Below are 24,689 nucleotides of genomic sequence, written 5' to 3' on the forward strand. Positions count from 1 at the left end.
AGGTCATTTATTTTCTCTAAACAACAGGAGGTGGCACAGCATGCGGTATTTTCGATTTTTATCAGAGGCGAGGCAGCACGATCTTTTTTTCAAGCGGCCAGGGGCGATGCATTCACTGACACCGAGGCATGTACTTGCGCATGCATTAGGTGCTACTTTGTATATGCCTGCGACAAGACAAGATATAGCAGATATGCTGCTGTCGCAGAAATATGAAGCGCTTTGCTCTGTTGTATTTTGCTTGGAGGATGCCATCGGTGATCAAGAAGTGGACATGGCCGAACAGAATCTAGTGACACAATTGGCCAGTCTCAAAGAGAAAGTAACGCATGCTCCTGAAACGGCTGAACAATTGCCTCTTTTATTTATTCGAGTTCGTTCGCCGAAACAGCTGCTTAAAATGGCAGACTTGCTCGGTTCCTCTCTTCAATTACTTACCGGTTTTGTGTTCCCGAAGTGTTCAGTTCATAATGCGAAGGATTATTTGGACAGTCTGAAACAGGCATCGTCCCAAACGCGGACAACACTTTATGGGATGCCCATTTTGGAAACACCCGATTTATTAGAAAAAGAAACAAGATATACGGTGTTGTCTGAGTTAAAGCAGATCTTGCTGAATGATGAAGAATATATTTTGAATATTCGCATTGGGGCAACGGATCTTTGCGGTTTGTACGGTATTCGCCGTGATCGTGACACGACCATCTATGAGATCAAATTGATTGCAGATTTAATCACAGATATCATCAATTATTTTGGGCGTTCCTTTGTAATTTCTGGGGCTGTGTGGGAGCATTTTGGCCCTGCTCGAAAGGAACAAAAGCCATTCATCCGTGCGCTTTCTCATAGGAGCGGTGAACCGTCTTTATCTGAATTTGATGACGTACAAGGTTTACTCAAGGAGACAAAACTCGATGTGGCTAACGGCATTCATGGAAAGACGGTCATTCATCCAACACATCTTAAGCCGGTGCAAAGTATGTATGTTGTGACGAAGGAAGAGTATATGGATGCATTAAGCATTCTTGAACATGCAGACGGTACAGTTGGCGTAATGAAGAGTACCTTCTCTAATAAAATGAATGAAACGAAGCCGCATTACCGGTGGGCAGAGCACATTTTAATTAAGTCAGATATTTACGGGGTGTTTCATGAAAATAGAAGCTATATCGACATACTCACAGAAGCACAAGCCGCATACGCTGAGCATCTTGGAACATATGGAAGTTGAGCTTGATCTCAAAAAAGGTGCGCTTCAGCTGGAAAAAGAGCATCTTTTTGACATGGCAGCAAGAGTGAACAAAAAAAGAGCCTTTTTATTCGTTAGTAAGGTGCTCGGTAAGCATATTCCTGTTCATCCAGTAAAACCGCTTCTTGTCTCGGGTCTTTTAGCCATGGCGTATGCACAAGAGCAAACAGGCAAGACGTCTCCGCATCAAGACCTTTTAGTAGAAGCACTCAAGACGGATGACCACACGGCATTAACTAAAGCCTACGAAGCACTCAAAAAAGAGAAGCTTTCATCAGGAAAACAGCCGATCGTGATCGGCTTTGCAGAAACAGCAACAGCACTGGGTCATGGTGTGTATGACGTAATAGAAGGAGCATCTTACATCCATACGACACGTGAACAGCTGCTGGACCTTGATCCTTCATTGGTATTTGAAGAAGAGCATTCGCATGCAACGGATCAGCTTTGTTATGCAGACGAAGCATTACTTCGCACAGACCGTCCCATCGTGCTAGTAGATGATGAAGTCACGACAGGCCGTACGAATATCAATATCATTCGGGACCTTCATGCAAAGCATCCGCGGCATTCTTACACGATTCTTTCTATTTTGGACTGGCGGACTGAGGAGCACGAGAAAGCCATGTGTGAGCTTGAAGAGGAGCTTGGTATTCACATCACATCATTGTCTTTATTAAAAGGGCAAATGGTCTTTCGGGGCAAAACGCTGGATGAGCCAGCTTATTCGTATGAGATTGCTGAGCAAAAGGATCTGCCAAGTCTCTCTGTTCACTCTCTTCAATCTTTCTTTAAGCACGAGCCGTATGCACTTTCTCATGCAGCAAATTCGGCGGGTCATTCGCCATATATACATGAAACGGGCCGTTTTGGTTTAAACGCAGCAGATACGGCAGCCATCGACCAAGCAGCTGCAGAGGCTGGGCTGAAACTGAAGAAGGAACGTAAAGGAAAGCAGACACTTTGTTTAGGAACAGGTGAGCTGATGTATGTGCCAATGAGACTGGCTGCACATATGGGAGAAGGCGTTCTCTTTCATTCAACGACGAGAAGCCCAATTCACCCTGTTGAAAAGGATGGATACGCTGTTCAAAATGGGTTTACCTTTGTGAGTCCAGAGGATGCCCGAATTCAGCACTACGTGTACAACATACCAAAAGATCAATACGATGATGTATTTCTCTTTTTTGAGAAAAAGGTCTCTCAGGAGGCATTGCGTCCGCTTGTTCACTTATTTGCCGAGCGGCATGTGAAGCATGTGCATATTGTGACTTTATCAGACGAGGTGAAGGTGAATGGCTAATGTGTATACAAAGATGGGAAGCTATCCAGAGCAGGATGTAACCTTCTTACTCAAAGATTTATCATCCATTGAGATGGAGAAAAGTACAGAAGAGCGGGAGCGTTCGATTCAGAGCGGTGCGCATTATTCAGAAATGCTGCCGATTGAGTATAAACCAACGGAATCTTATATGGATTTATTCTATCAATCTCTGAAAGAAAGTAAGGAAAAGGTAGCAGAAGCAGTAGCTGTGGTAGCAGAACAGATTGTGAAAAAGCGAGGCTTCCAAACGGTTCTTTGCAGTTTGGCTAGGGCGGGAACGCCGATCGGGGTGCTCATCAAACGATATATTCGAAAGACATATGGTCTTGAACTGCCTCATTACAGCATCTCTATTATTCGTGACCGAGGAATAGATGAGAATGCGCTGCATTATATGCTCAAGGAACATCCGGGCTTTGAGATTGCCTTTATTGATGGATGGACCGGAAAAGGTGCGATTTCGAGAGAGCTCCAAAAAGCTGTGATTGATTTTGAAAGAAAGTATGATATTCGTCTTTCTAGTGAACTGGCTGTACTAGCTGATCCAGGCTATTGTACAAATGTCTACGGAACGAGAGAGGACTTTCTCATTCCAAGTGCCTGCCTGAATTCGACGGTATCAGGACTTGTCAGTCGAACGGTACTAAACAACCGCTGGATCAATGCCGATGATTTCCATGGGGCGAAGTATTATGAAGAGCTGCTTGATGAGGATGTGTCCAACCTGTATGTGGATACAATTGAAGAAGCATTTTCTAGCCTCGAACCAAATGTACGAGAGAAAGCAGAGACCATCCTCACACAGGGAATGCCTGCGGACTGGCGGGGGATGGCTTCCATTGAAGCGATCGGTCAGGAGTTTCAAATTAAAAATACCCATTTGATTAAGCCGGGTGTTGGTGAGACGACCCGTGTGCTGCTTAGAAGAATCCCTTGGAAAATCCTGATTCAGCCGGGGTCTCAGGAGAAGCTGAAGCATATTTTGCTTCTGGCAGAGGACAGAGGCGTTCCTGTCATTGAATATGCCAATATGTCCTATACGTGCTGTGGACTTATTCGTCCGATGGAACAGACGTCATGAAGACATGTGCGTTTGCCAGTGATTTAGACCGGACGCTGATTTACTCACATCGAGTGCTGGACCAGTATGAGTATGAAGGAGATTATGATTTAGTTGAGGTGCTGGACGAACGACCGCTTTCCTATATGTCGGTTGAAACGAAAAAATCCTTGCAGACAATTCATCAATTAGGCTGGTTCATTCCAGTGACGACAAGAACGACTGCTCAGTATGAACGGATCACCTTCTTTCAGCAAGAGCTCCAACCGGAGTATGCCGTCACGACAAATGGGGGCTGTATCCTTCATCACGGCAAGCCGCTTGAGGATTGGCAGGCCATCGTTGATGAGAGGCTCAAAGCGTGTATGTCAGTCAGAGAGATGCTAAGAGCCATCTCCGACCTTCCAGTTGCGGCATGGGTGAAGCGTACCCGGACAGCAGAGGGGAAATTTCTTTATTTGATTATGAAAGATGAGTATTTGTCTCACATTCCACTTGCTGAATTGAAGCTGTGGGGCGAGGAGAGAGGCTGGCAGGTTTCTCTTCAAGGACGGAAGCTTTATTTTATTCCGGAGCCGCTTAATAAGTGGGATGCTGTTGCTTTTTTAAAGGAACGGCTGGAGCTTGAATATGTATATGGTGCAGGCGATTCCCTTTTAGATGCAGGTCTTATTCGTCAGGCGGATATGGGCTTTGCCCCGAGGCATGGGGAAGTGCTTGACTTTGACCCATTACTTGAGCCGACAGCAGCATCTGGCATGGCAGCAGCAGATGAAATCACCGCTTGTGTCATGAAGCAGATGACGACCGTAAAAAAGCCTTCGATTCGATAGCAGAAGTAGAAGGGTGAATGATATGATAGTAGTAGCTTTCGAGAAAATATAGGAGAAAGGAAGGAGCGGCGTGAGTTATAAAGAAATCGATGTCAACCATACACGGGCGGAGCAGGAAGCCTGGAAAAACGTGCTGAAAAAGCCGCTCCCTGAAAGAGACGGTTATGTAAAGGACGAGCATACATTGTCCTTGCCGCGTCTCGCCGCCCGGGTCCTTGGAACTCCGCATGATGCAACCGATTATTTTATTTATTTACATGAATTATATGAAACAGATGGTGTTCATATTTTAAGTGAAACGCTCAATCGTCATATTGAGCCGGAGCATTTTCAAGCGCTTCAACGCATTCATTTGATTAACCAAGAAGAAAAGGGATTGTCCGTGAATCGCTTTGTGGCTTTTTTAGATGGTGAACAGCTGATTGTACGCCATCCAAACCCTGTGATGAACCGGCATATCCGCCTTTCATTGATCAAGGTGTTTGAGCATTTCAAACAGATGCATGAGGGTGGATTTCAGCATCCCGATTTCCGCCGGGTTCTCCTGGATGTAGTGAAGTTTTCAAATAATCATCTAGGTCCATGGCTGAAGGAAGTCAATATAGAAGAAAAAATGCCGGTTGTCATTTGGTATGGAGAGGCGAATAAAAGTCAGCTTTATTTTCTTTACTATGTCATGCTGATTGGCTGTGATGTTGTGCTATTTCATCCAGAGGGCGAGGATTCGTTCCGCGAATTAGATCCAGAAGAAAAGCTGACTTTTATTGATCAGTATCCGGGAAATTCAAAGCTTGAACCGTTCCCTACTGAAAAGCCTGAGAGGAAATCAACGGTGGCGTACCGCTCGACAAGAGAGCTTGAAGAGGTGCTCCACACGGAAGATTCAATGCTGTATAAGCCGTGGCAATTCAGAGATCATACCCCTCATTCCATTACGCTGAAGACAACGTATGATGAGCTGTTTTTAATTGCAAAGGAACGTTCCTTTATTCGCCCTAATTTTCAAGCAGAACGGGACACGATACAGATTCCGAATCTCTTTGCGAAAATGATGGGGATCACACGAGACAAGCGTGAATACTGGGATCGTATCCATACGTTAATGGAAGGGAAAGAGACGAAGACCATTCGCCATTTTCCTTTTACGAAAGAAGTGTCTTCGAATTATCAATTTCATTATCAGCATGCCCTTTCTTCTGCTGGAGAGATTGATCCTGAATTATTAATGAAAAGCAATGTATGGCAGTTTTCTCATCTATATGAGGGCGCGCAGCGTGCGATAGCAGAGGCGATATCTCGAATCTGTCAGCATCCAAAGCTATTAAAAGAAGGCAATGAGACCGAATTAGATGTCCGTATTTATTTATTCAAACAGATACTGCATATCGGCCAGGAGCTCATTGAACTCATTCAAACCTTTGATTATGCACAAACCGTACCGAAAGTGATTTTATACCATACGGAATATAATGGTGAGCTGACTCGTTCTGATGCGGCTGCCCTCATTTTCCTAAACGAAATGGGGGTGGATCTCTTCGTGTATCATCCGGCGGGATACCAGTGTATCGAGCGGTATATAGATGACCAATTATTTGATACCCATTGGCTTGATGAGATGGTCATGAATCAGGAGTTTAAAGAGCCATCCATCGTCAGAAAGTTATTTCAATCCATTAAAAATCGATAAGGAGATCAAAGCTTATGACAAATACAAACGGAAATGACATCATTTCAATTGATAAAGAGGAAATCTCCATTGAGAAGGCAGACGATATCCGCGTTCAGCTTCGAAATGAACCAGAAGTGCAAAATATTGCGAGACAGATCGATGCGAAAAATCAGCTGGAGCTGCTTGAATACGGAAAGCAGCCGGCCGTTGAAATCTCTAAGTTCTCTGATCGTATTCTTTCGATGATGCGTTCAACAAGTGTCACTGACTCAGGAACGATGCTGACGCAGCTTGGAAAAATTATGGATCGTTTTGATAAAAATGATTTTGACGAGCCAAAGGGTGGTTTGTTGTCAAAAATCTTTAAGCGCGGCGGCAGCATGATTGAAAAGATTTTCAGTAAATATCAAACGCTCGGTGCAGAGATTGAAAAAATTAATGTAGAAATCAGTAAATATAAAGACGAAATGACTAAATCGACTGTGACGCTTGAAGAAATGTATGAGCATAACATTCAATACTATATGGAGCTTGAAAAGTATGTTGTTGCAGGTCAAATGAAAATCGAAGAATTAAAGCAATTGGTTCCTTCTTATGAAGAAAAAGCGGCTAGTGGAAACCAGCTGGCACAAATGGAGCTTGATACACTTCGTAACGGCATTCAAGCATTGGAAGAGCGTGTATATGACCTTGATATGGCACGGATGGTGGCTCTTCAAACGGCACCGCAAATTCGTTTGCTGCAGCGTGGGAATACGAAATTAATCGGTAAAATCAACTCAGCGTTCATCATCACCATTCCAATTTTTAAAAATGGGATCATTCAAGCTGTTACAGCGAAAAGACAAAAGCTTGTGGCTGATTCAATGAGTGAGCTGGATAGAAGAACAAATGAAATGCTGAAACGAAATGCTGAAAACATCTCAAGTCAAAGTGTGGAGATTGCCAAATTGTCTGGACGTCCAAGTATTGACATTGAAACGATCGAATCTTCCTTTAATACGATTGTACAAGGGATGAAAGAGACGAAACAGATCGAAGAAGAAAACAAACGATTACGCGAAGATGGAACAAAACGTATGCTTGAATTGCAAGATAATATTAAGCGGGCTGCCCTAGAGTCCTAAAAAATAAGCTGTCTGTAACTAAAGTTGCAGGCAGTTACTCATGAATTTTATTAAAATTTGAAGAAAAAAGGTTTTTATGTGACCATTTTCGGGTAAATCCTGTTCAGGGGAATGGTTCGCCCATGTTTGAAAAAGTCCGCTACGGTGAGGATTCGAGTTATTTTTTAGCACAATTAGGAATTTCCAGTAAAATATTGTCTGATGAGAGGAAATACCCCGTAAAATATGTAGTTTATGAAGCATTCTATAGGATTTACGAGTAATACGGCGTATAAACTCTAATCACCAGACCTCTATATGGAATTCATACATATTGTGCGGAAATAAGCGAATTCTAAAGATTGTTCGCATCATAACGCTTATGTTACGGTTATAAAGATGCTAATTTGGAGGGAAAATATGAATTCTGAAGAGAGAACTATCAAAATCAAGATAAATAATGTATCTAAAATTTTCGGTAAAAATGCTAAAAAAGCATCTCAAATGCTTGGAAAAGGGAAAACAAAAAGAGAGATTCTAAAAGAGACCGGCGCAACAGTTGGTGTCAATCGAGCAAATTTTGATGTGTATGACGGCGAGATATTTGTCATCATGGGGCTATCAGGGAGCGGAAAGTCCACACTTGTGCGGCTGCTAAATAGGTTAATCGAACCAACCTCCGGAGAAATATTTATTGATGGGGATATGATAACAAATATGTCAAAGGATCAATTGCGTGAAGTCAGACGGAAAAAGATCAGCATGGTCTTCCAAAACTTTGCATTGTTCCCCCACCGTACGATTCTTGAGAACACCGAGTACGGTCTTGAATTACAAGGTGTAGACAAAGAAGAGCGCCGCTCAAAAGCGCTTGAATCCTTAAAGCTTGTTGGACTTGAAGGCTTTGAAGAACAGTACCCAAACCAATTAAGTGGCGGGATGCAGCAGCGTGTTGGATTGGCACGTGCATTAGCAAATGACCCTGATATTTTATTAATGGATGAAGCATTCAGCGCACTCGATCCATTAATTCGTAAAGATATGCAGGATGAATTGCTTGAGCTTCATACATCTGTAGGAAAAACGATCATTTTCATTACCCATGATTTAGATGAGGCGCTTCGGATTGGCGACCGCATTGTGCTCATGAAGGACGGAAATATCGTTCAAATCGGAACACCAGAAGAAATTCTGATGAACCCATCGAATGAATATGTTGAACGTTTCGTTGAAGATGTCGACCTTTCTAAAGTATTAACCGCTGGTCATATTATGAAACGTGCAGAAACAATTCAGATCGACAAAGGGGCACGTGTTGCGCTCACGCTCATGAAAAACCTTGGGATTTCGTCTATCTATGCAGTAGATAAGAAAAAGCATTTATTAGGTGTTATTTCTGCACAAGCAGCGAAAAAGGCAGCAGAAATGGGAGCGTCGCTTGAAACAGTTCTCGATAAAGAATTCACGACAGTATTGGAATCTACGTATTTGACAGAAATCTTTGACGCAGTGTCTGATGCAGCAAACATTCCGATTGCCGTTGTCGATGAGAAAAACAGAATGAAGGGTATTGTGGTCAGAGGTGCATTAATTGGTGCGTTATCAGGTAATGATGAGTATATCAACATGTCTTCTAACAAACTTGAGGAAATTAAAACACAAGAGCCTTCTGCACAGGAGGTAGAATAAGATGTTTAGTATGAGTGATTTACCTAGAATTCAGTTCGCGGATTACATTGATCGATTTGTTGACTGGTTAACATTAACGTTTGGTGGTTTCTTTGATGGCATCACAAATGGATTAGCAGGCACAGTAAATGGAATTGTGGCAGCACTTGGTGTGATTCCATCTATTATTTTAACCCTTATTTTTGCCGGCATTGCCTGGTGGATCAGTACAAGAGGAGTTGCTCTTTTCACACTTATTGGATTTTTGCTGATCGACTATTTAGGCTACTGGCATCCAATGCTACAAACACTTGCGCTCGTTTTGACAGCTGTGGTCATCTCCATCGTGATCGGGGTTCCGATCGGTATTTGGGCATCACAGAAGGAAACTGTGCGTAAGATTGTAACACCTATTTTAGATTTAATGCAGACAATGCCTGCATTCGTTTATCTTTTACCAGCAATCTTCTTCTTTAACATTGGCGTTGTGCCTGGGGTTGTGGCATCAGTTATTTTCTCCATGCCGCCAACGATTCGTATGACGATTCTCGGTATTAAACAAGTACCAGCTGATTTAATTGAAGCAACAGAAGCATTTGGTTCAACGACATTCCAGCGTTTATTCAAAGTTCAGCTTCCACTTGCAACAAAAACCATCCTAGCTGGTATTAACCAAAGTATCATGCTTGCTCTATCAATGGTCGTCATTGCGGCAATGGTAGGTGCTCCAGGACTTGGTTCAGAAGTATATAGTGCGGTAACGCAGCTGAAAACAGGAATTGGTTTTGAAGCAGGTATTGCCATTGTGATTGTGGCGATTACACTCGACCGTATTACACAAAACATTAAAACGAAAAAAACCAGGGGGAATGCTTAATGTGGAAAAAGTCTCTCTACATTGGGATGACCGCCCTGCTTGTCTTTTTACTAGCCGCTTGTGGCGTGAAGTCAGATTCAAATGCGAGTGCAGCACAGCAGGTGAATAAAACCATTATCGGCATTGATCCGGGTTCAGGGATTATGGCGCTAACGGATCAAGCGAAAAAGGATTACGGCTTAGAGGATTGGACGGTTGTGTCTGCATCAAGTGCAGCTATGACCGCAACGCTCAAGAAATCTTACGACCGTAAAAAGCCAATTATTATCACTGGCTGGAATCCACACTGGATGTTTACTCGCTATGATTTAAAATATTTAGAGGATCCAAAGAAATCTTACGGTGAAGCGGAAGAGATTCATACGATTTCACGTAAAGGTTTTGCAAAAGATCAGCCGGAAGCAGCCAAAATGCTTAGTCAATTTAAATGGTCTCAAGATGACATGGGCGAAGTCATGATGGATATCCAAGATGGTATCAATCCAAAGGATGCCGCCGTTAAATATGTGAAGAAACATAAAGACCAAGTAGCGAAATGGACAAAAGGCGTGAAAAAGTCGAATGGTGACAAAGTTAATCTTGCCTACGTTGCGTGGGATAGTGAGATTGCAAGTACCAATGTCGCTGCAGAAGTACTGCGTGAGCTCGGATTTGAAGTGACCTTGACTCAGGTGGAAGCAGGTCCAATGTGGACAGCAATTGCAACTGGAAGTGCGGATGCCTCATTATCTGCTTGGCTGCCAAATACGCATAAAACGTATGCAGCGAAGTTTAAAGGGAAATATGATGATCTAGGCACAAGTATGAAAGGTCTTCGCATGGGGCTAGTTGTTCCGACATATATGAAGAACGTCAACTCGATTGAGGATTTGAAAAAATAGCCTATAGTGATGAGGTTCCCTTATAATAGAAGGGAGCATATGAAAAAGCAGTCTGCTCAAAAAGCGGCTGCTTTTTTCTTATATAAGGATGGTGGACGAGTTGTCGATGATGGATAAGCCAATCATGATTTTCCTGCATGGCGGAGGAGTCAGCAGCTGGATGTGGCAGGAGCAGATGGAAACATTCAAGGAAGCGTATGAATGCTATACGCCTGATCTGATTGGTCATGGGACAAGAGCAAATGAACAGTCATTTTCCATGCGAGAAAGCGCTCTTGAAGTCATCTCGTGGTTCAAGCAGCATGCGCACGGCCGTAAAGTGATACTCATTGGATTCTCTCTAGGTGCACAGGTTGCCGTTGAAGTGTTATCGAATGAGCCTGATATCGTAGACATAGCCGTCATCAACAGCGCTCTTGTGATGCCGCTGCCGTGGCTTTACTTGATGGTGAGACCTCTTTTACCTCTTACGTATCCATTATTAAAGAAAGATTGGTTTATCCAGCTCCAAGCTGAAAAGATGGGGCTTCCAAACGATGTACTGAATGACTATGCGTCGGATTCGAAGAGTTTGCAGAAGAAAACCCTTCTGACGATGTTTCAAGAAAATCTCCATTACAAGCTCCCAGACACGTTTCAACAAGCGAAGGCACGGATTCTTGTCACAGTGGGAGAAAAGGAAAAAGGTATCATGAAACGGTCAGCAAAGAAAATAACGACATCACATCCGAAGGCAGCAGGTGTCGTCGTTCCTGATATTGGACATACATTTACGTTTGAAAAGAAAGAACTGTTTATTGATATGATTCAATCCTTTATAGAAGAGCGTGCGTTACCAGTGGAATTAAAGGAAATCAAGTAGCCGAAAGTGAAGACAGGCATAAAAGAGGCAGTTAGATCTTAGAACCTATATGATATAGGCATAAAACGCTTACAGATGAGCTGCAGTCTGACTGAAAGCTCATGAGCTGTAGAAGGAGGAGCTATGAGTAAAAACTATATCATATTCGGTGCGAGTCAAGGCTTAGGGGATGCTTTTGTAAAAGGTCTTCCTTCAAGAGGAGATACAGTTTGGATTGTGTCTCGAAGTGAACCGAGCAGTTTGAACATAGATGACGGTGTACATAGAATTTGGCTGAAAATTGATTTATCAAGCCAAACCCACATCCCTTTTATGCTCGAAGCATTGGAGAATCAAACCATTGATGTTCTCATCTATAACATTGGTTTATGGGAAAAACGAGGCTTTGAAGATGATTATTCATTCGATCACGATCAGCCAGAGGATATCGCTCATTTAATCAATGTGAATGTCACCTCTACGATTACTTACATCCAAGCACTGCTTCCGCACGTAAGGAAATCGGAGAATGGAAAAATCATCGTGATTGGCTCAACGGCGGGACTAGATCATACAAACCTGCCGCAGGTTTCTTTTGTCGCTTCTAAATTTGGCCTGCGCGGAATTGTGAATGCACTGAGAGAACATGTGAGAAAAGATAAAATATCCGTCACCTGTATCAATCCAGGAGAGCTGGCGGCAGAGGTTCCATATGAAGATGGAGCCGAAAAAGCCATCATTCTATATGGTGAAACGAGAATCCCTGTACAGGATATTGTAGAGCTTGCGAGATGTGTGATTCATTTATCAAGGGTATCCTGTGTAAAAGAAATCAACGTCCCAGCCATGACAGATTTGAATGCATAATATAAAGCATACCACCCGTTTAAAGAAAAAACGGGTGGTTTTTTGATTTTATGATGAATGCTGCTGAAGGGTTTGATAGACAGCTTCCGTCAAGATCTCAATGCCGGTAAAGATAGCAGAGCGGTCGAATGTCATATATGGATGATGTAGACCGGGCTCTAGATCACAGCCTAAACCAAGCATCGTGGATTTGATATGCGGAACCTTTGCTGCATAAAAGTGAAAATCCTCTCCGCCTGTCGTGACGATCGGGGGATCGAGCTGCTCTTTGCCTAAAATCTGTTCAATTGCATTAGACATGATCTGGACAGCTTCCTCATTTAAGGTTGCGGCAGGCAGACGGTGATCGGTTGAAAGTGTAATGGAAGCGCCAAAGGCATCCGCTACAGCATGTACGGCTCTTTCAATTTCTTTTTCTAGTTCATCCATCACATCATTTGTTTGTGCCCTGACATCTAATGTAAAAGAAGCTTTGCCAGGGATGATGTTTGAACTGCCCCCGCCAGCATGTAGGTTGGTCATTTTTACAGAATGTGCAACTCTTGGGTCGACATGGATATGCGCGAGTCTCTGCACGAGGGTAGAAGCCACTTCAATGACGTTGACCCCAAGATGCGGGCGTGCACCGTGGGCTTCCTCTCCAATAATTGTGCCGATGTAATGATTACTCGATCCATGTAAAATTGCAGGTGCACAGCGTCCGTTTAATGTTTCTTGAATTGGGCGCACATGCACTCCGTATAAGTAATCAACGTCTGCTAACATACCTTTTTCAATCATTTTCAGCGCGCCGCCGCCTTTTTCCTCAGCAGGCTGAAAAATGAAGCGGATGGTGCCGTTCGGGAGCTCCTTTTCCTTTAATGCCATGAAGGCGCCGAGAGCCATTGTCATGTGTGCATCGTGACCACATGAATGATTGGGTTGAAACTCACCATCTACTTCCTGCCAAAGTGCATCAATATCGGCTCTCACAGCGACCACTGGTGCGCCTTCTCCAATTTCACCAATCACTCCTGTACAGTCGTCAAATGTTCGAGTCTTGCAGCCCATTTTTTTTAATATGCCTTCAAGATAAGCCGTCGTATTCGTTTCTTCCCAGCTTATTTCTGGGTGGGCGTGCAGGTGTTCAAAGATGTCTGTCACGGTCTGTTGCATTTCGTTTGTCAAAGTTGTCATGAGTAGCCTCCTTGCTGACAGAAAATCTGCCAAAACATTCTTTTAGTGAAATAATATTGATCTTAAATATCATCAGTGTTTATAATATAACACATCATTTGATTATTCTGAAAATTAAGTGAAATTCCGATCGGGACAAAGGGGTTTTGACACATGAAAACAGCGGCAGTATCAGCACCAGAGAAACAAAAACGAAAACTTCAAATGCCGGATGCGTATGTTCTCTTATTTATCATTGCGCTCATTTGTACCATTGCAACGTATTTTGTACCAGCGGGTGAGTTTGACCGAAAGACATCAGGGGAAATCACAACAGCTGTTCCTGGTAGCTATCACCGCATTGATCAATCACCCGTAAGTCCCGTTGGCTTTTTTACAGCCATTCAGGAAGGGATGGTAGGGTCCTCTTCTATTATTTTTCTCATTCTATTTACTGGCGGAACCATTGCCATTTTGGAGAAAACAGGTGCCATTAACGGAATGATTCACCATGTCATCAGCAGGTTTCAAACGAAGCAATTATTGTTTATTTGTATTGTTGGAGGATTATTTTCGGTGCTTGGAACGACCGGCATTGTCGTGAATTCTGTTATAGGATTTATTCCAATCGGGATTATTGTGGCAAGGTCCTTGAAATGGGACGCTGTGGCAGGAGCAGCGGTCATTTACATCGGCTGTTATGCTGGATTTAACGCAACCATTTTGTCTCCATCTCCACTAGGTTTATCTCAAACGATTGCAGAGCTGCCGATCTTTTCTGGCATTGGCCTGCGTGTCATTATTTATCTTTGCTTTCTTATATCTAGTATTGTGTACATCTATTTATATACAAGACGCCTGAAGAATAAAGAAAAGGGAAGCCTTCTTGGTGATCAATGGTTTCCTGCGAAGGGGCTTGGCGGATCTGATGCAGAATCTGTGGACAAGCCTGCATTTACCGGCAGACATAAGCTGATTTTAGCGGTGTGCGGATTGTCTCTTGGGGGCTTCTTATATGGCGCGCTTCAGCTTGGCTGGACCGATAAGGAAATGGCAGGTGTGTTCATTTTTATGGCCATTGCTGCTGGATTGCTTGGCGGATTAGCAGCCAATGATATTGCGAAAACATTTATTGTCGGCTGTCAAAGCCTTGTGTACGGCGCACTCATTGTCGGAATGGCACGCTGCATTTCTGTCATTTTAGAAAACGGTAAGCTGCTTGATACAGTGGTCAATGGCTTGGCGAGTATGCTGACAGGATTTAGTCCAATTGCTGGTGCGATTGGGATGTATATTGCGAGTGCACTTCTTCACTTTTTGATTTCATCAGGATCAGGAGAAGCGGTTGTCTTTATTCCAATTCTTGCGCCACTGGCTGATTTAATGGGCATCACAAGACAGGTAGCTGTTGAAGCGGTTATGCTTGGCGAAGGGGTGGTCAACTGTATCAATCCGACGTCAGGTGTGTTGATGGCTGTGCTTGCTGCAAGTGGTATTCCTTATGTGAAGTGGCTGCGTTTTATGGTGCCGCTTGCGCTCATTTGGTTTGTCATTGGTCTTGTCTTTATTTGTATCGGCGTTATGATCAACTGGGGACCTTATTAAACATGTATAAAGCTGCTGACAATTGTTTGGCAGCTTTTTTCTTGTGGAAATATGCATGGAGACAGCGCTTTGAAAGCACAATAAGTGTGTTCACAAATTCGCTACATATTTTTTTTGAGCAACCCCCTTGCAAAAGTTTGTGAAGTGTTGCACAATAAGAATGTGAAATACTTCACATACGAAAAACAACCTAGTTTTACTCAGGAGGATGAGATAAATGACAAACGAAAAAGTAAACAAAGTAGCACTTATTGGAGCAGGTTTTGTAGGCAGCAGTTATGCCTTTACATTAATAAATCAAGCGATCACAGATGAATTGGTTGTCATCGATTTAAATCAAGATAAAGCAATGGGTGACGTCATGGATTTGAACCACGGGAAAGCATTTGCTCCGCATCCTGTGAATACATGGTATGGAGATTATGAGGATTGTAAGGATGCAGACATTGTATGTATCTGTGCTGGTGCGAACCAAAAGCCAGGTGAAACGAGACTTGACCTTGTTGAGAAAAATTTAAATATATTTAAAGGCATTGTAGACAATGTGATGAAAAGTGGATTCGATGGTATTTTCTTAGTCGCCACGAACCCTGTTGATATTTTGACATATGCCACTTGGAAATTCAGTGGCCTGCCAAAAGAGCGAGTGATTGGCAGTGGAACCACACTTGATACTGCAAGATTTAGATACATGCTCAGTGAGTACTTTGAAGCAGCGGCACACAATGTGCATGCGTACATCATTGGAGAGCATGGGGATACAGAGCTTGCTGTGTGGAGTCATGCGAATATCGGAAGTGTACCCATTACAGAATTAATGAAGAGAAATGATCAATACAAACAAGAAGATTTAGATGAGATGATGGAAAATGTCCGCCATGCCGCTTACCAAATCATTGAGAAAAAAGGCGCCACTTACTACGGCGTAGCGATGAGTTTGGCCCGCATTACAAGAGCGATCCTGCACAATGAAAACAGTATTTTGACCGTCAGCACTTACTTAGATGGAGAGTATGGAGCAGAAGATGTCTACATTGGTGTACCTGCCCTTGTGAATCGAAATGGCGCAACAGAAGTGATGGAGCTTGCACTTAATGATACAGAAAAAGAACAATTCGCACACAGTGTGAATGTGTTAAAAGAGATTTTGGCTCCTCATTTTTAATCAAAAGCAACCTATCTGAGCAGAAAAGGATGAATCACTATGTGGCAGCAAATATATAATCCGTTTGGTAATGAGTTCGTGAGTGCATTGGTAGCAATGCTCCCAATTTTGTTTTTCCTACTTGCATTAACTGTATTTAAGTTAAAAGGTGTTTTAGCCGCTTGTTTTACCTTAATCGTCAGCTTTGTAACAGCTGTTTTCTTCTTTCATATGCCAATTGAAAAGGCATTATCTGCTGTGCTGCTCGGTATATCTAATGGGCTGTGGCCGATTGGATATATCGTCATCATGGCGGTATGGCTCTATAAAATTGCTGTGAAATCTGGTAAATTCGATGTCATTCGTTCTAGTATTGCAGGAATCTCTCAAGATCAACGTCTTCAGCTATTATTAATTGGTTTTAGTTTTAATGCATTTTTAGAGGGAGCCGCTGGGTTTGGTGTACCGATTGCGATCAGTGCTGCTCTCTTAACAGAGCTTGGGTTTAAACCGCTGAAAGCTGCGATGCTCTGCTTAATTGCCAATGCTGCGTCTGGCGCATTTGGTGCTGTGGGTATCCCAGTCATTACAGGGGCGCAAATGGGCAATATGACGCCGCTTGCGTTATCTCAAACCCTTGTGTATACGATTCCGTTTATTTCATTCTGTATTCCGTTCCTGCTCATTCTCATTGTGGACGGATTCAAAGGGATTAAAGAAACGCTCCCTGCCTTGCTTGTTGTAAGTGGAAGTTATGCCATTTTACAAGCTGTCACAATGGTGACAATGGGTCCTGAGCTTGCCAATATTATTTCAGCCTTAGCAAGCATGGGCATTTTGGCTTTATTTCTTCGAAAATGGCAGCCGAAACACATTTATCGTGAAGAAGGAGCACCAGCCATTGAACAGAAACAAACGTATCGCGGCATTGAAGTGCTGAAAGCATGGTCTCCGTTCTATATTTTAACCGCCGTTATTACGGTATGGAGTCTGCCAGCATTTAAAGCATTGTTTGCTGCAGGAGGCCCGCTCAACTGGACGACGATTTTAGTGAAGATGCCGTTTTTGCATCAGCAAATTGTGAAATTGCCACCAATTGCACAAACAGAAACACCCATTGATGCAATCTTTAAAATTGATGTCATCAGTGCAACGGGTACTGCCATTCTGATTGCGGTGATGCTGACAGGGTTGTTTAGCAGACATATTACATTAACAGAAGGCGCTGCCTGTTTAAAAGCATCAGTGAAAGAGCTTTGGGTACCTGTTCTTACCATTTGTTTTGTCATGGGCTTTGCCAACTTGGCGAACTTCGCTGGACTAAGTTCAGCCATTGGGCTTGCACTTGCCAAAACAGGCGATTTGTTCCCGCTTGTCAGCCCGGTGCTTGGCTGGATCGGGGTGTTTATTACAGGATCTGTCGTGAGTAACAACGCCTTATTCGGCAACCTTCAAGCGGTCACTGCTTCTCAAATCGGCTCACAGGCAGGTTTGTTAATCGGGGCAAATACAACTGGCGGGGTCATGGCAAAATTAATTTCTCCACAATCCATTGCCATAGCTACAGCAGCTGTTGGAGAAACAGGTAAAGAATCTGAGCTCTTCCAAAAGACTGTGAAGTACAGCTTCATCCTGCTCGTTATTGTGTGTATATGGACATTCATTCTTGCTCAATTTGTATAGGTTTAAAAAAAGACTGAGACAGCTCTCAGTCACAGCGTGTAGATAAACCCTCGCATTCTTTGTCAGGTCTGTGCTCCGGTGCTCACGAATGTAAAATTCGCTCCGCTCCGGTGCTCGCCTTTCCTAGACTGCAAAGGTTTTCTATCACGCTGCAAGAAGGAAGACAAAGGGCTAAAACAAAGATCATTTTAGCCCTTTGTCAACAAAAAAGACTGAGACAGCTCTCAGTCTTTTTTGTTTATGTCGATTCCCTTGTCACAAGCCGGGTAGGCAGATGGATATGTTCACGCTGTAATGGTTTTTGGTCTTGCAGGATCTCGATTATTTGCTGCACAGACCGCTGGCCAAGCTCTACGATCGGGATGTCAATTGTGGTGATTGTTGGAGCTGTCACCTCGCAAATGTCTTGATTGTCATAGCCGATCACCGCTAGATCCTTAGGGATTTGATAACCGTATGAAATGGCCTGTTTAATGAGCCCTGCTGCGACTTGATCATTACCCGTGAAAATGGCATCAGGTGCATTCTTCATGTCATGGATGACATCCATTAAGCGAAAACCGTCTTCAATGGTGAAGGCCTCCCCAAAAAGCCAATCGTCATGCAGCGGCAAGCCGTGTGCAGAAAGTGCATCAAGATAGCCCTGTTTCCTTTGTTTTTGTGCTTCACTGCTTTCAGTATCAAAGCAAAACCCAATCGATCTTCGCCCTGACTGAATCAAGTAGTCAACCGCTTTATAGGCGGCTTCCCGCTCATCGTATCCAATAATCGGGATGTCTGCTGTTTGATGATATTCGTTCGCCATGACAATAGGGCCGTTCGTTAAAAATGGCTCGATCTTTTCCCACGGATTTTCTAATGCCCCTAATATGACCCCATCTACTTCTCTTTTTTTTAATAATTGAAGCCCTTCAAGCTCTAACGATTCCTGATAAAACGTCTGAAGCACGATGGCTTTATAACCTTGATCCAGTACTTCCTTTGATATGCCTTTAATCAATTGTGCAAAAAAAGGATGGTCCACAGCCGGGACAGACACAGCAATGGTTTTTGTCTGATGTGAACGAAGAGTGCGAGCCGCTGAACTTGGTGTATATTCCATTTCTTTCATCACCTGTAAAATAAGCTGACGCTTTTCCTCTGACACATATGGATGATGATTCAGCACTCTGGAAACGGTGGTGGTTGAAACCCCGCAGCGTTTGGCAATTTCATAAATTGTACACATATTAACAAATCCTTTACACAAAGTTATTGTTCTGAAATCGATAACATCATTTACAATGTGAAACAAGTTAAATATTAACAAATGGAATTGATTAATTGGAGGGAATGGAATGCAAATATTGACGAAGATATCAGGTAAAAGCAAGGATTATCTTCCTTTGCTGGATATGATCAATCAAGGTGTTCAAGTAAAGTCTGATTCAGTTGAGAAGCACCTAGCAAATGAAAAGCTGGTGACGTTCCTTGAGCAAGATATAGGGCGCACAGGCTTGGAAAAAATTCTCTTCCATTATAAACAAAATAAGGAAAAAAAGATACCGTTTCTGCCAGTTGATAAACTGATTTCAGAGGATGAGATCGATGATATCATGCAGGTGTTGAAAGAAGTATTGAGTTCTGGCCGTTTTACTTCAGGGCCATATATTCCGGCGTTTGAAAAGCAGCTCGCTGAGTACTTAGGGAAGAAATATGTCATTGCCACGTCAAGTGGAACAGATGCCCTAATGATCAGCCTCATATCAGCAGGCGTCCATCCGGGAGACGAGGTCATTTTGCCAGCGAATAGCTTTGCTGCAACAGAAAATGCAGTGCTTGCGATTGGGGCTGTTCCGGTCTATGCCGATATTGATTCAGATACTTACTGCTTGGCACCGAGTGAAATTGAGAAGCATATCACAGATCAAACGGCATGCATTCTTCCGGTTCATTTATATGGAAAGCAAGCGGATATGAAGGCCATTTCGGCGATTGCGAAACAGCATGGGTTGAAAATCATTGAAGATGGCTGTCAGGCGATCGGCAGCAGCGGCCTTGGTGCATATGGAGATGGACTTGTTCTCAGCTTTAATCCATACAAAAACCTTGGCGTCTGCGGTAAGGCAGGGGCTATCGCCACAAATGATGAAGCCTTAGCGGAAAAATGCATGGAGATCAGCTATCACGGCTTTGAAGTAGGAAAGAAAAATGTCAAACGCAGTGACTATGGATTTAATTCTAAAATTGATAATTTGCAGGCAGCGATCGGACTCGAACGCATGAAGTATTTAGGATTACAAAACTTTAAACGCTTTTACTTAGCAAAGCGATACATTGACCAGCTGCAAACGCTTGAGGAAGAAGGATACTTGAAGCTTCCGAAGCTGACGGATGATCATGTCTGGCATCTGTTCCCGATCAGAGTGCTAAAGGGCGAACGAGATGAGCTTGCAGCGAAATTGCTGGAAATGGGCATAGAAACAGATGTTTATTACCCGATTCTATCGCATCAGCATCAAACAAATCTTGTTTCTCAAAAGTATAAACGTACGACACTTCCACACACGGAAAAAGCAGCACAGCAATTACTTCACTTGCCGCTGTATCCAGGCATGCCGCTGCAAGATCAGGAGAAGGTCATCGAGGGGGTTCATCATGTTATCAAGTCTTCCATTCAATAAAAAGCTGCTGAATCAGCCGGAAAATCCGAAGTGGATCGTCTTCTGTGACTTTGATGAAACCTATTATTCTCACGGAATGACCAATGAGCAGAGAGAGGATGTAAAGCGGCTGGAAGCCTTTGTGGCAGAAAAGAGCGAAGCAGGACAGCTCATGCTTGGCTGGGTCACGGGAAGCAGCCTCGATTCTGTCACAAGTAAAATGGAAAAAGGAGGTTTTCATCAATTCCCGCATTTCATTGCGTCGAACTTAGGAACTGAAATTGTGTATACATCGGAAGCCCGTTTTGGACAGCCAGATGCGGAATGGATGAAGCGGCTGGATGCGCAGGGCTTTTCAGATGAAAAAATTGAAGACATCCTGGAAACCGTACGTGAAAAGGGAATTCATCTCAGACCGCAAACGCAGCTGGGCAGCTCAGGGTATAAGAAGAATTTCTATTATCAGGAGCAGGATGAACGGACAGATCTTCATCATCTATCATTCATCCAAACACTTGCCAAAGAGCGCGGGGTGGCGGTCAACATTAACAAATGCAATCCGCTCGCAGGAGACCCTGCGGATTGCTATGATGTCGATTTTTTACCAGTCGGCACAGGGAAGGATGAAATTGTCCGCTTTATGCTGAACCAATATGATCTATCAAAAGATCAAGGCTTTGCCTTTGGAGATAGTGGGAACGATTTGCGGATGCTTCAATCCGTCACGCATGGTTTCCTCGTCCAAAATGCGACGGCCGAAGCCAAGCGGCACCATCATCAGATTTGTCATCATGGGTATGCAAAAGGAATCTATGAAACACTGAAAACAGTGATGTATAAACATGAGGAGGCACATTCATGAAGAAAATTGGAATTGTTGGAGCAGGGAATATTGCAAAAGCTCATGCAAGAGCATTATCAACAATCAAAGGTGCAGAGTTATCCGGTGTCTATGATTTGCACGAGTCAGTTGCACAGGGATTCATTAAACAGTACGGCGGACGTGTGTATTCAAGTATCGAAACACTAGCAGATGCATCTGATGGGTTGATCATTGCCTCCCCTAATTTTTGTCACAAAGACCATGCCCTTCAGGCACTAAGAGCAGGACAGCCCATTTTATGTGAAAAGCCGATGGCTGTGTCGCTGAAGGAAGCGAAGGAAATGGTGGAGACAGCCAAACAGTTCCAGGTTCAAGCCAGTATGGGCTTTAACTATCGTTACTTATCCTTTGTGAATATTTTGAAGAACTTGATTGCCAATGGTGAATTAGGCCGCATTTTGACCGTCAGGACTCATTTTAAGAAAAACAGTGCCCTCAGAAGAAAGACATTTTCATGGAGAGACGGCGGTGAGAGTCTGCGCACGAGCGGTGCATTAGGGGATCTTGGTATTCATTTAATTGATATGCTGTGGTACTTATTTGGCAGTGACATGAAGAAAGAATCACTTAATACCAAGATGCTGACACATGTAAAGGAAAAAGAAGAGAAAAAGGTGCAGGTGGATGATCATACAGAAATTTTCGGTCAGATGGAGAATCAAGTATTCTTTCACTTGGTCACATCCAAAAGCACGCAGCCTGAGGAATGCGGATTTAGTGTAGAAGTCGTTGGTCATGACAAGGTATTCAAATACCATACGAACATGAAAAACGAATATGAGATCAGTGATGGATTGTGTGTGGAGCGTCATCAAATGCCGCAAACCCTGCTGACAGATCCGCCAAATGAATTTTACGGATGGTCTGATACGTTCCGTGATCAGCTAATGCACTGGGTGAATACTGATCCATATCCATGTCATATGAAAGTGGCTGATTTTGTAGATGGGTATCGCGCACAGGCTGCGCTCAATACATGCTTCGAGAGGGAAGAGGCTGTCAAGTCTGCCCGGGCATATTAAAGAGGTGGAGCGGAGGATGTCATGACTCCGCTCCTTTTTAGAGGAAGTGAAAAGATGAAAAAAGTATTTTATTTTGGCTGTGTCTTTTATTTTTTTATTGGGACCATTCATGTGTTTTTTGGCAGCTTAACTCCTTATTTACTGTCAAGTTACGATAAGGGTCCCGGGGAATTATCTTCTTTAATCTTTTTTCAGTTTATTGGTTTTTTGACAGGTGTTCTGTTATCCCCCATTCTTGTGAGGAAAAAAGGCTATGGCGCTGTTCTGACCATGGGTCTTTTGCTGATGATCGCGTCACTTCTCCTTGGGCTTTTGGTGCCGGGCTGGACAACACTTGTACTGGCAGGTTTTTTTCTTGGGAGCGGTGCAGGCAGTCTTGAGACCACAGCCGGAGCGTATGTGATTTCGATGGCAAACAGTGCGAAGCGAATCAGCATCATGGAGGTCTTTTTTGGGTTAGGAGCGCTGTTATTTCCACTTGTGATTCTGCTCACTGTCACTGAACAGACGTGGCACTATGTGTTTTTATTTCAAGTCGGTGCACTGACTTTCTTTCTTATGCTCTGGCTTGCCTTTATGAACAAATTGCCTCGTGGGCAGATGGATTCTTCTTCCAATTCCAATAGGATGAGAAAACCGTCCTTACTTGTTGATCGAAACAATCGAATGATTGTGGTGCTCATGATCTGTTTTGCTTTTTTCTACGCAGGGATTGAAACGAACTTTGCGAACTTTTTGCCGTCGATCATGCTGGAAAAAGGGGGAGACAACTGGAGTCTTTTTGCGGTTTCTACCTTTTGGACAGCGATCGTCATTGGCAGAACTGTCATTGCGAGAAAAGCTGATCAGCTGCATCCGCTGCGTTTTTTAAAGCTAAGCGCAGCACTCATGATTCTGCTGCTCGTTGTATTTGCCCTGACAACCCACATCGCCGCGCAGCTGCTTCTCATCTTTTTCATCGGCCTGTGCGCAGCTGGCATGTTCCCAATCGCACTGACTGCATCTGCATTAATGATTGAAAATGCCATCGACGAGGCAACGAGTTACTTTATTGCAGCCGCAAGTTTAGGCGGAGCCTGCTTGTCCTTCTTGATTGGCTTTAGTCTTGAATGGGCAGGAGCAGCAAGTGCCGTCTTTGTTTTCGCCTTCTTAGCTGTTCTTCTGTTTGCAGCTGCGATTCAAATGAATCGTGCTAAGAAAAAGGATACGGTTCTGTCGCAGCAATCGGCGCTGAAAGCCGATCGGTAAGCAATATCCAATGTCTCCTTGAGTCCACCTGAAAAGATACAAAGGACTTGTACTAAAACACAGAACGTTTGAATAATATGTACAAGTCAGCATCAAAAGGAGGACGTCTATGTGGCGGTGTTTTTTGGTTATATCTTTTTAGGGTTGTCACTTTCAGCGCCTGTTGGGCCAGTCAATGCAGCCCAAATCGACAGAGGGATTAAAAGTGGATTTTGGCACGCGTGGATTTTTGGTGTGGGGGCGATGGCCGCGGATATTGTCTATATGCTCCTCATCTATTTTGGTGTCGCCCAGCTTTTGACTGCACCTCTAGTGAAAACCTTTTTGTGGCTGTTCGGCTTTTTTGTTCTGACCTATACGGGCATTGAAAGTCTGCGTAAAATCAATTTGCAGGAGAGCCCGAAAAAGGATGGTGGAAACACTTCGGTTGGTCAGTCGTTCATGACGGGGTTTTTCATTTCTCTTTCCAATCCGCTCAGTATTTTATTTTGGCTTGGCATCTACGGCAGTATTTTGGCTAATACGATTGAAAAGTATGGGGCATCTCAAATGCTGATGTACAGCATGGCTATTTTTATCGGCATGCTGATCTGGGATTTCAGTATGGCGCTTCTTGCTAGTTCGTTTAGGCGCTATTTAAGTGAACGTGTCTTACATGGCTTATCCGTTCTTGCAGGCTTATCTTTACTTGGTTTCGGCGCCTATTTTGGGTATCAAGGGATCATGGCGTTGATTGGGTAGAAAAACAGACTGATACATTCAGTCTGTTTTTTTGTAAGGATTGACAGACATAACACATTCTTGAATAATGGTGGGATATTGCCATCCGTATTTTTCTTCCAGTATTCAACTATGTGTGCATGCTGATCTTATCAGTTATCACAGCAACATTGTCTATCTATTTAGCTTTTGCTCAGCCCTCATTTATTGGG

The 24,689-nt window shown here is 43.4% G+C and carries 21 protein-coding genes; 19 read left to right on the forward strand and 2 right to left on the reverse strand.

The genetic code is table 11. The features are described from left to right. The first annotated feature begins 40 nt into the window (after nucleotides 1-40). From C6Y06_RS13895 to C6Y06_RS13945, 11 genes are all read left to right on the forward strand, one after another. Complete coding sequence (locus tag C6Y06_RS13895) at nucleotides 41-1,231, forward strand: HpcH/HpaI aldolase/citrate lyase family protein (protein WP_106037066.1); 1,191 nt, start codon at nucleotides 41-43, stop codon at nucleotides 1,229-1,231. After that, nucleotides 1,221-2,552, forward strand: a complete 1,332-nt coding sequence (locus tag C6Y06_RS13900) for a phosphoribosyltransferase family protein (protein WP_066031366.1) — start codon at nucleotides 1,221-1,223, stop codon at nucleotides 2,550-2,552. Before C6Y06_RS13895 ends, C6Y06_RS13900 begins: the two co-directional genes overlap by 11 nt. After that, nucleotides 2,545-3,654 (forward strand): cysteine protease StiP family protein, encoded by a 1,110-nt coding sequence (locus C6Y06_RS13905; protein ID WP_066031365.1) that lies wholly within the window; start codon nucleotides 2,545-2,547, stop codon nucleotides 3,652-3,654. The genes C6Y06_RS13900 and C6Y06_RS13905 overlap by 8 nt, the downstream gene beginning before the upstream one ends. Beyond that, the gene (locus C6Y06_RS13910) at nucleotides 3,651-4,466 is read left to right on the forward strand and encodes an HAD family hydrolase (RefSeq protein ID WP_066031364.1); all 816 of its coding nucleotides are present in this window, start codon (nucleotides 3,651-3,653) and stop codon (nucleotides 4,464-4,466) included. Before C6Y06_RS13905 ends, C6Y06_RS13910 begins: the two co-directional genes overlap by 4 nt. A 70-nt stretch (nucleotides 4,467-4,536) precedes the next feature. After that, entirely contained in the window at nucleotides 4,537-6,153 is a 1,617-nt protein-coding gene (locus C6Y06_RS13915; protein WP_106037067.1) for a YceG family protein, read from the forward strand. A gap of 14 nt (nucleotides 6,154-6,167) precedes the next feature. Next, nucleotides 6,168-7,262 (forward strand): toxic anion resistance protein, encoded by a 1,095-nt coding sequence (locus tag C6Y06_RS13920; RefSeq protein ID WP_003217200.1) that lies wholly within the window; start codon nucleotides 6,168-6,170, stop codon nucleotides 7,260-7,262. Between the two features lie 399 nt (nucleotides 7,263-7,661). Continuing rightward, the gene (gene opuAA / locus C6Y06_RS13925; RefSeq protein ID WP_034664221.1) at nucleotides 7,662-8,930 is read left to right on the forward strand and encodes a glycine/proline betaine ABC transporter ATP-binding protein OpuAA; all 1,269 of its coding nucleotides are present in this window, start codon (nucleotides 7,662-7,664) and stop codon (nucleotides 8,928-8,930) included. Nucleotides 8,931-8,940: 10 nt separating this feature from the next. Continuing rightward, on the forward strand, nucleotides 8,941-9,786 hold the full coding sequence (gene opuAB / locus C6Y06_RS13930) for a glycine/proline betaine ABC transporter permease subunit OpuAB (protein ID WP_034664471.1): 846 nt from the start codon (nucleotides 8,941-8,943) through the stop codon (nucleotides 9,784-9,786). Beyond that, nucleotides 9,786-10,667, forward strand: coding sequence for a glycine betaine ABC transporter substrate-binding protein (locus tag C6Y06_RS13935; protein WP_034664219.1), 882 nt, complete (start codon nucleotides 9,786-9,788; stop codon nucleotides 10,665-10,667). The genes opuAB and C6Y06_RS13935 overlap by 1 nt, the downstream gene beginning before the upstream one ends. A gap of 106 nt (nucleotides 10,668-10,773) precedes the next feature. After that, nucleotides 10,774-11,529 carry an alpha/beta fold hydrolase gene (locus tag C6Y06_RS13940; protein WP_223251454.1) on the forward strand — a complete coding sequence of 252 codons (756 nt, stop codon included), beginning with the start codon at nucleotides 10,774-10,776 and terminating at the stop codon, nucleotides 11,527-11,529. Nucleotides 11,530-11,652: 123 nt separating this feature from the next. Continuing rightward, entirely contained in the window at nucleotides 11,653-12,375 is a 723-nt protein-coding gene (locus C6Y06_RS13945) for an SDR family NAD(P)-dependent oxidoreductase (protein WP_106037068.1), read from the forward strand. A 48-nt stretch (nucleotides 12,376-12,423) separates the two neighbouring features. Here C6Y06_RS13945 and C6Y06_RS13950 read toward each other — a convergent pair whose 3' ends face one another. Then, complete coding sequence (locus tag C6Y06_RS13950; protein ID WP_066031361.1) at nucleotides 12,424-13,551, reverse strand: M20 peptidase aminoacylase family protein; 1,128 nt, start codon at nucleotides 13,549-13,551, stop codon at nucleotides 12,424-12,426. Nucleotides 13,552-13,704: 153 nt separating this feature from the next. On the opposite strand from C6Y06_RS13950, the gene C6Y06_RS13955 reads away from it, so the two are divergent. The 3 genes from C6Y06_RS13955 (at nucleotide 13,705) to C6Y06_RS13965 (ending at nucleotide 17,962) form a co-directional block, all read left to right on the forward strand. Next, nucleotides 13,705-15,135, forward strand: a complete 1,431-nt coding sequence (locus tag C6Y06_RS13955; protein WP_060595483.1) for a YfcC family protein — start codon at nucleotides 13,705-13,707, stop codon at nucleotides 15,133-15,135. Between the two features lie 217 nt (nucleotides 15,136-15,352). Beyond that, the gene (locus tag C6Y06_RS13960; protein ID WP_060595484.1) at nucleotides 15,353-16,300 is read left to right on the forward strand and encodes an L-lactate dehydrogenase; all 948 of its coding nucleotides are present in this window, start codon (nucleotides 15,353-15,355) and stop codon (nucleotides 16,298-16,300) included. A 39-nt stretch (nucleotides 16,301-16,339) separates the two neighbouring features. Continuing rightward, nucleotides 16,340-17,962 (forward strand): L-lactate permease, encoded by a 1,623-nt coding sequence (locus C6Y06_RS13965; protein WP_060595485.1) that lies wholly within the window; start codon nucleotides 16,340-16,342, stop codon nucleotides 17,960-17,962. A 238-nt stretch (nucleotides 17,963-18,200) separates the two neighbouring features. Here C6Y06_RS13965 and C6Y06_RS13970 read toward each other — a convergent pair whose 3' ends face one another. After that, on the reverse strand, nucleotides 18,201-19,190 hold the full coding sequence (locus C6Y06_RS13970) for a LacI family DNA-binding transcriptional regulator (RefSeq protein ID WP_060595486.1): 990 nt from the start codon (nucleotides 19,188-19,190) through the stop codon (nucleotides 18,201-18,203). Between the two features lie 109 nt (nucleotides 19,191-19,299). On the opposite strand from C6Y06_RS13970, the gene C6Y06_RS13975 reads away from it, so the two are divergent. The 5 genes from C6Y06_RS13975 to C6Y06_RS13995 all read left to right on the forward strand — a co-directional run bounded on the left by C6Y06_RS13975 (nucleotide 19,300) and on the right by C6Y06_RS13995 (nucleotide 24,498). Continuing rightward, nucleotides 19,300-20,625 (forward strand): DegT/DnrJ/EryC1/StrS family aminotransferase, encoded by a 1,326-nt coding sequence (locus C6Y06_RS13975; RefSeq protein ID WP_060595487.1) that lies wholly within the window; start codon nucleotides 19,300-19,302, stop codon nucleotides 20,623-20,625. Then, nucleotides 20,600-21,466 (forward strand): HAD-IIB family hydrolase, encoded by an 867-nt coding sequence (locus tag C6Y06_RS13980; RefSeq protein ID WP_060595488.1) that lies wholly within the window; start codon nucleotides 20,600-20,602, stop codon nucleotides 21,464-21,466. Before C6Y06_RS13975 ends, C6Y06_RS13980 begins: the two co-directional genes overlap by 26 nt. Then, the gene (locus tag C6Y06_RS13985; protein WP_060595489.1) at nucleotides 21,463-22,509 is read left to right on the forward strand and encodes a Gfo/Idh/MocA family protein; all 1,047 of its coding nucleotides are present in this window, start codon (nucleotides 21,463-21,465) and stop codon (nucleotides 22,507-22,509) included. Before C6Y06_RS13980 ends, C6Y06_RS13985 begins: the two co-directional genes overlap by 4 nt. Before the next feature lie 54 nt (nucleotides 22,510-22,563). Beyond that, a complete protein-coding gene (locus C6Y06_RS13990; RefSeq protein WP_106037069.1) occupies nucleotides 22,564-23,757 on the forward strand; it encodes an MFS transporter in 1,194 nt (397 codons plus the stop codon). Between the two features lie 111 nt (nucleotides 23,758-23,868). After that, on the forward strand, nucleotides 23,869-24,498 hold the full coding sequence (locus C6Y06_RS13995) for a LysE family translocator (RefSeq protein ID WP_034664197.1): 630 nt from the start codon (nucleotides 23,869-23,871) through the stop codon (nucleotides 24,496-24,498). The last annotated feature ends 191 nt before the right edge of the window (nucleotides 24,499-24,689 follow it).

Origin of the sequence: Bacillus sp. MZGC1, assembly GCF_002998605.1 — a bacterium.
GTDB lineage: Bacteria > Bacillota > Bacilli > Bacillales > Bacillaceae > Bacillus.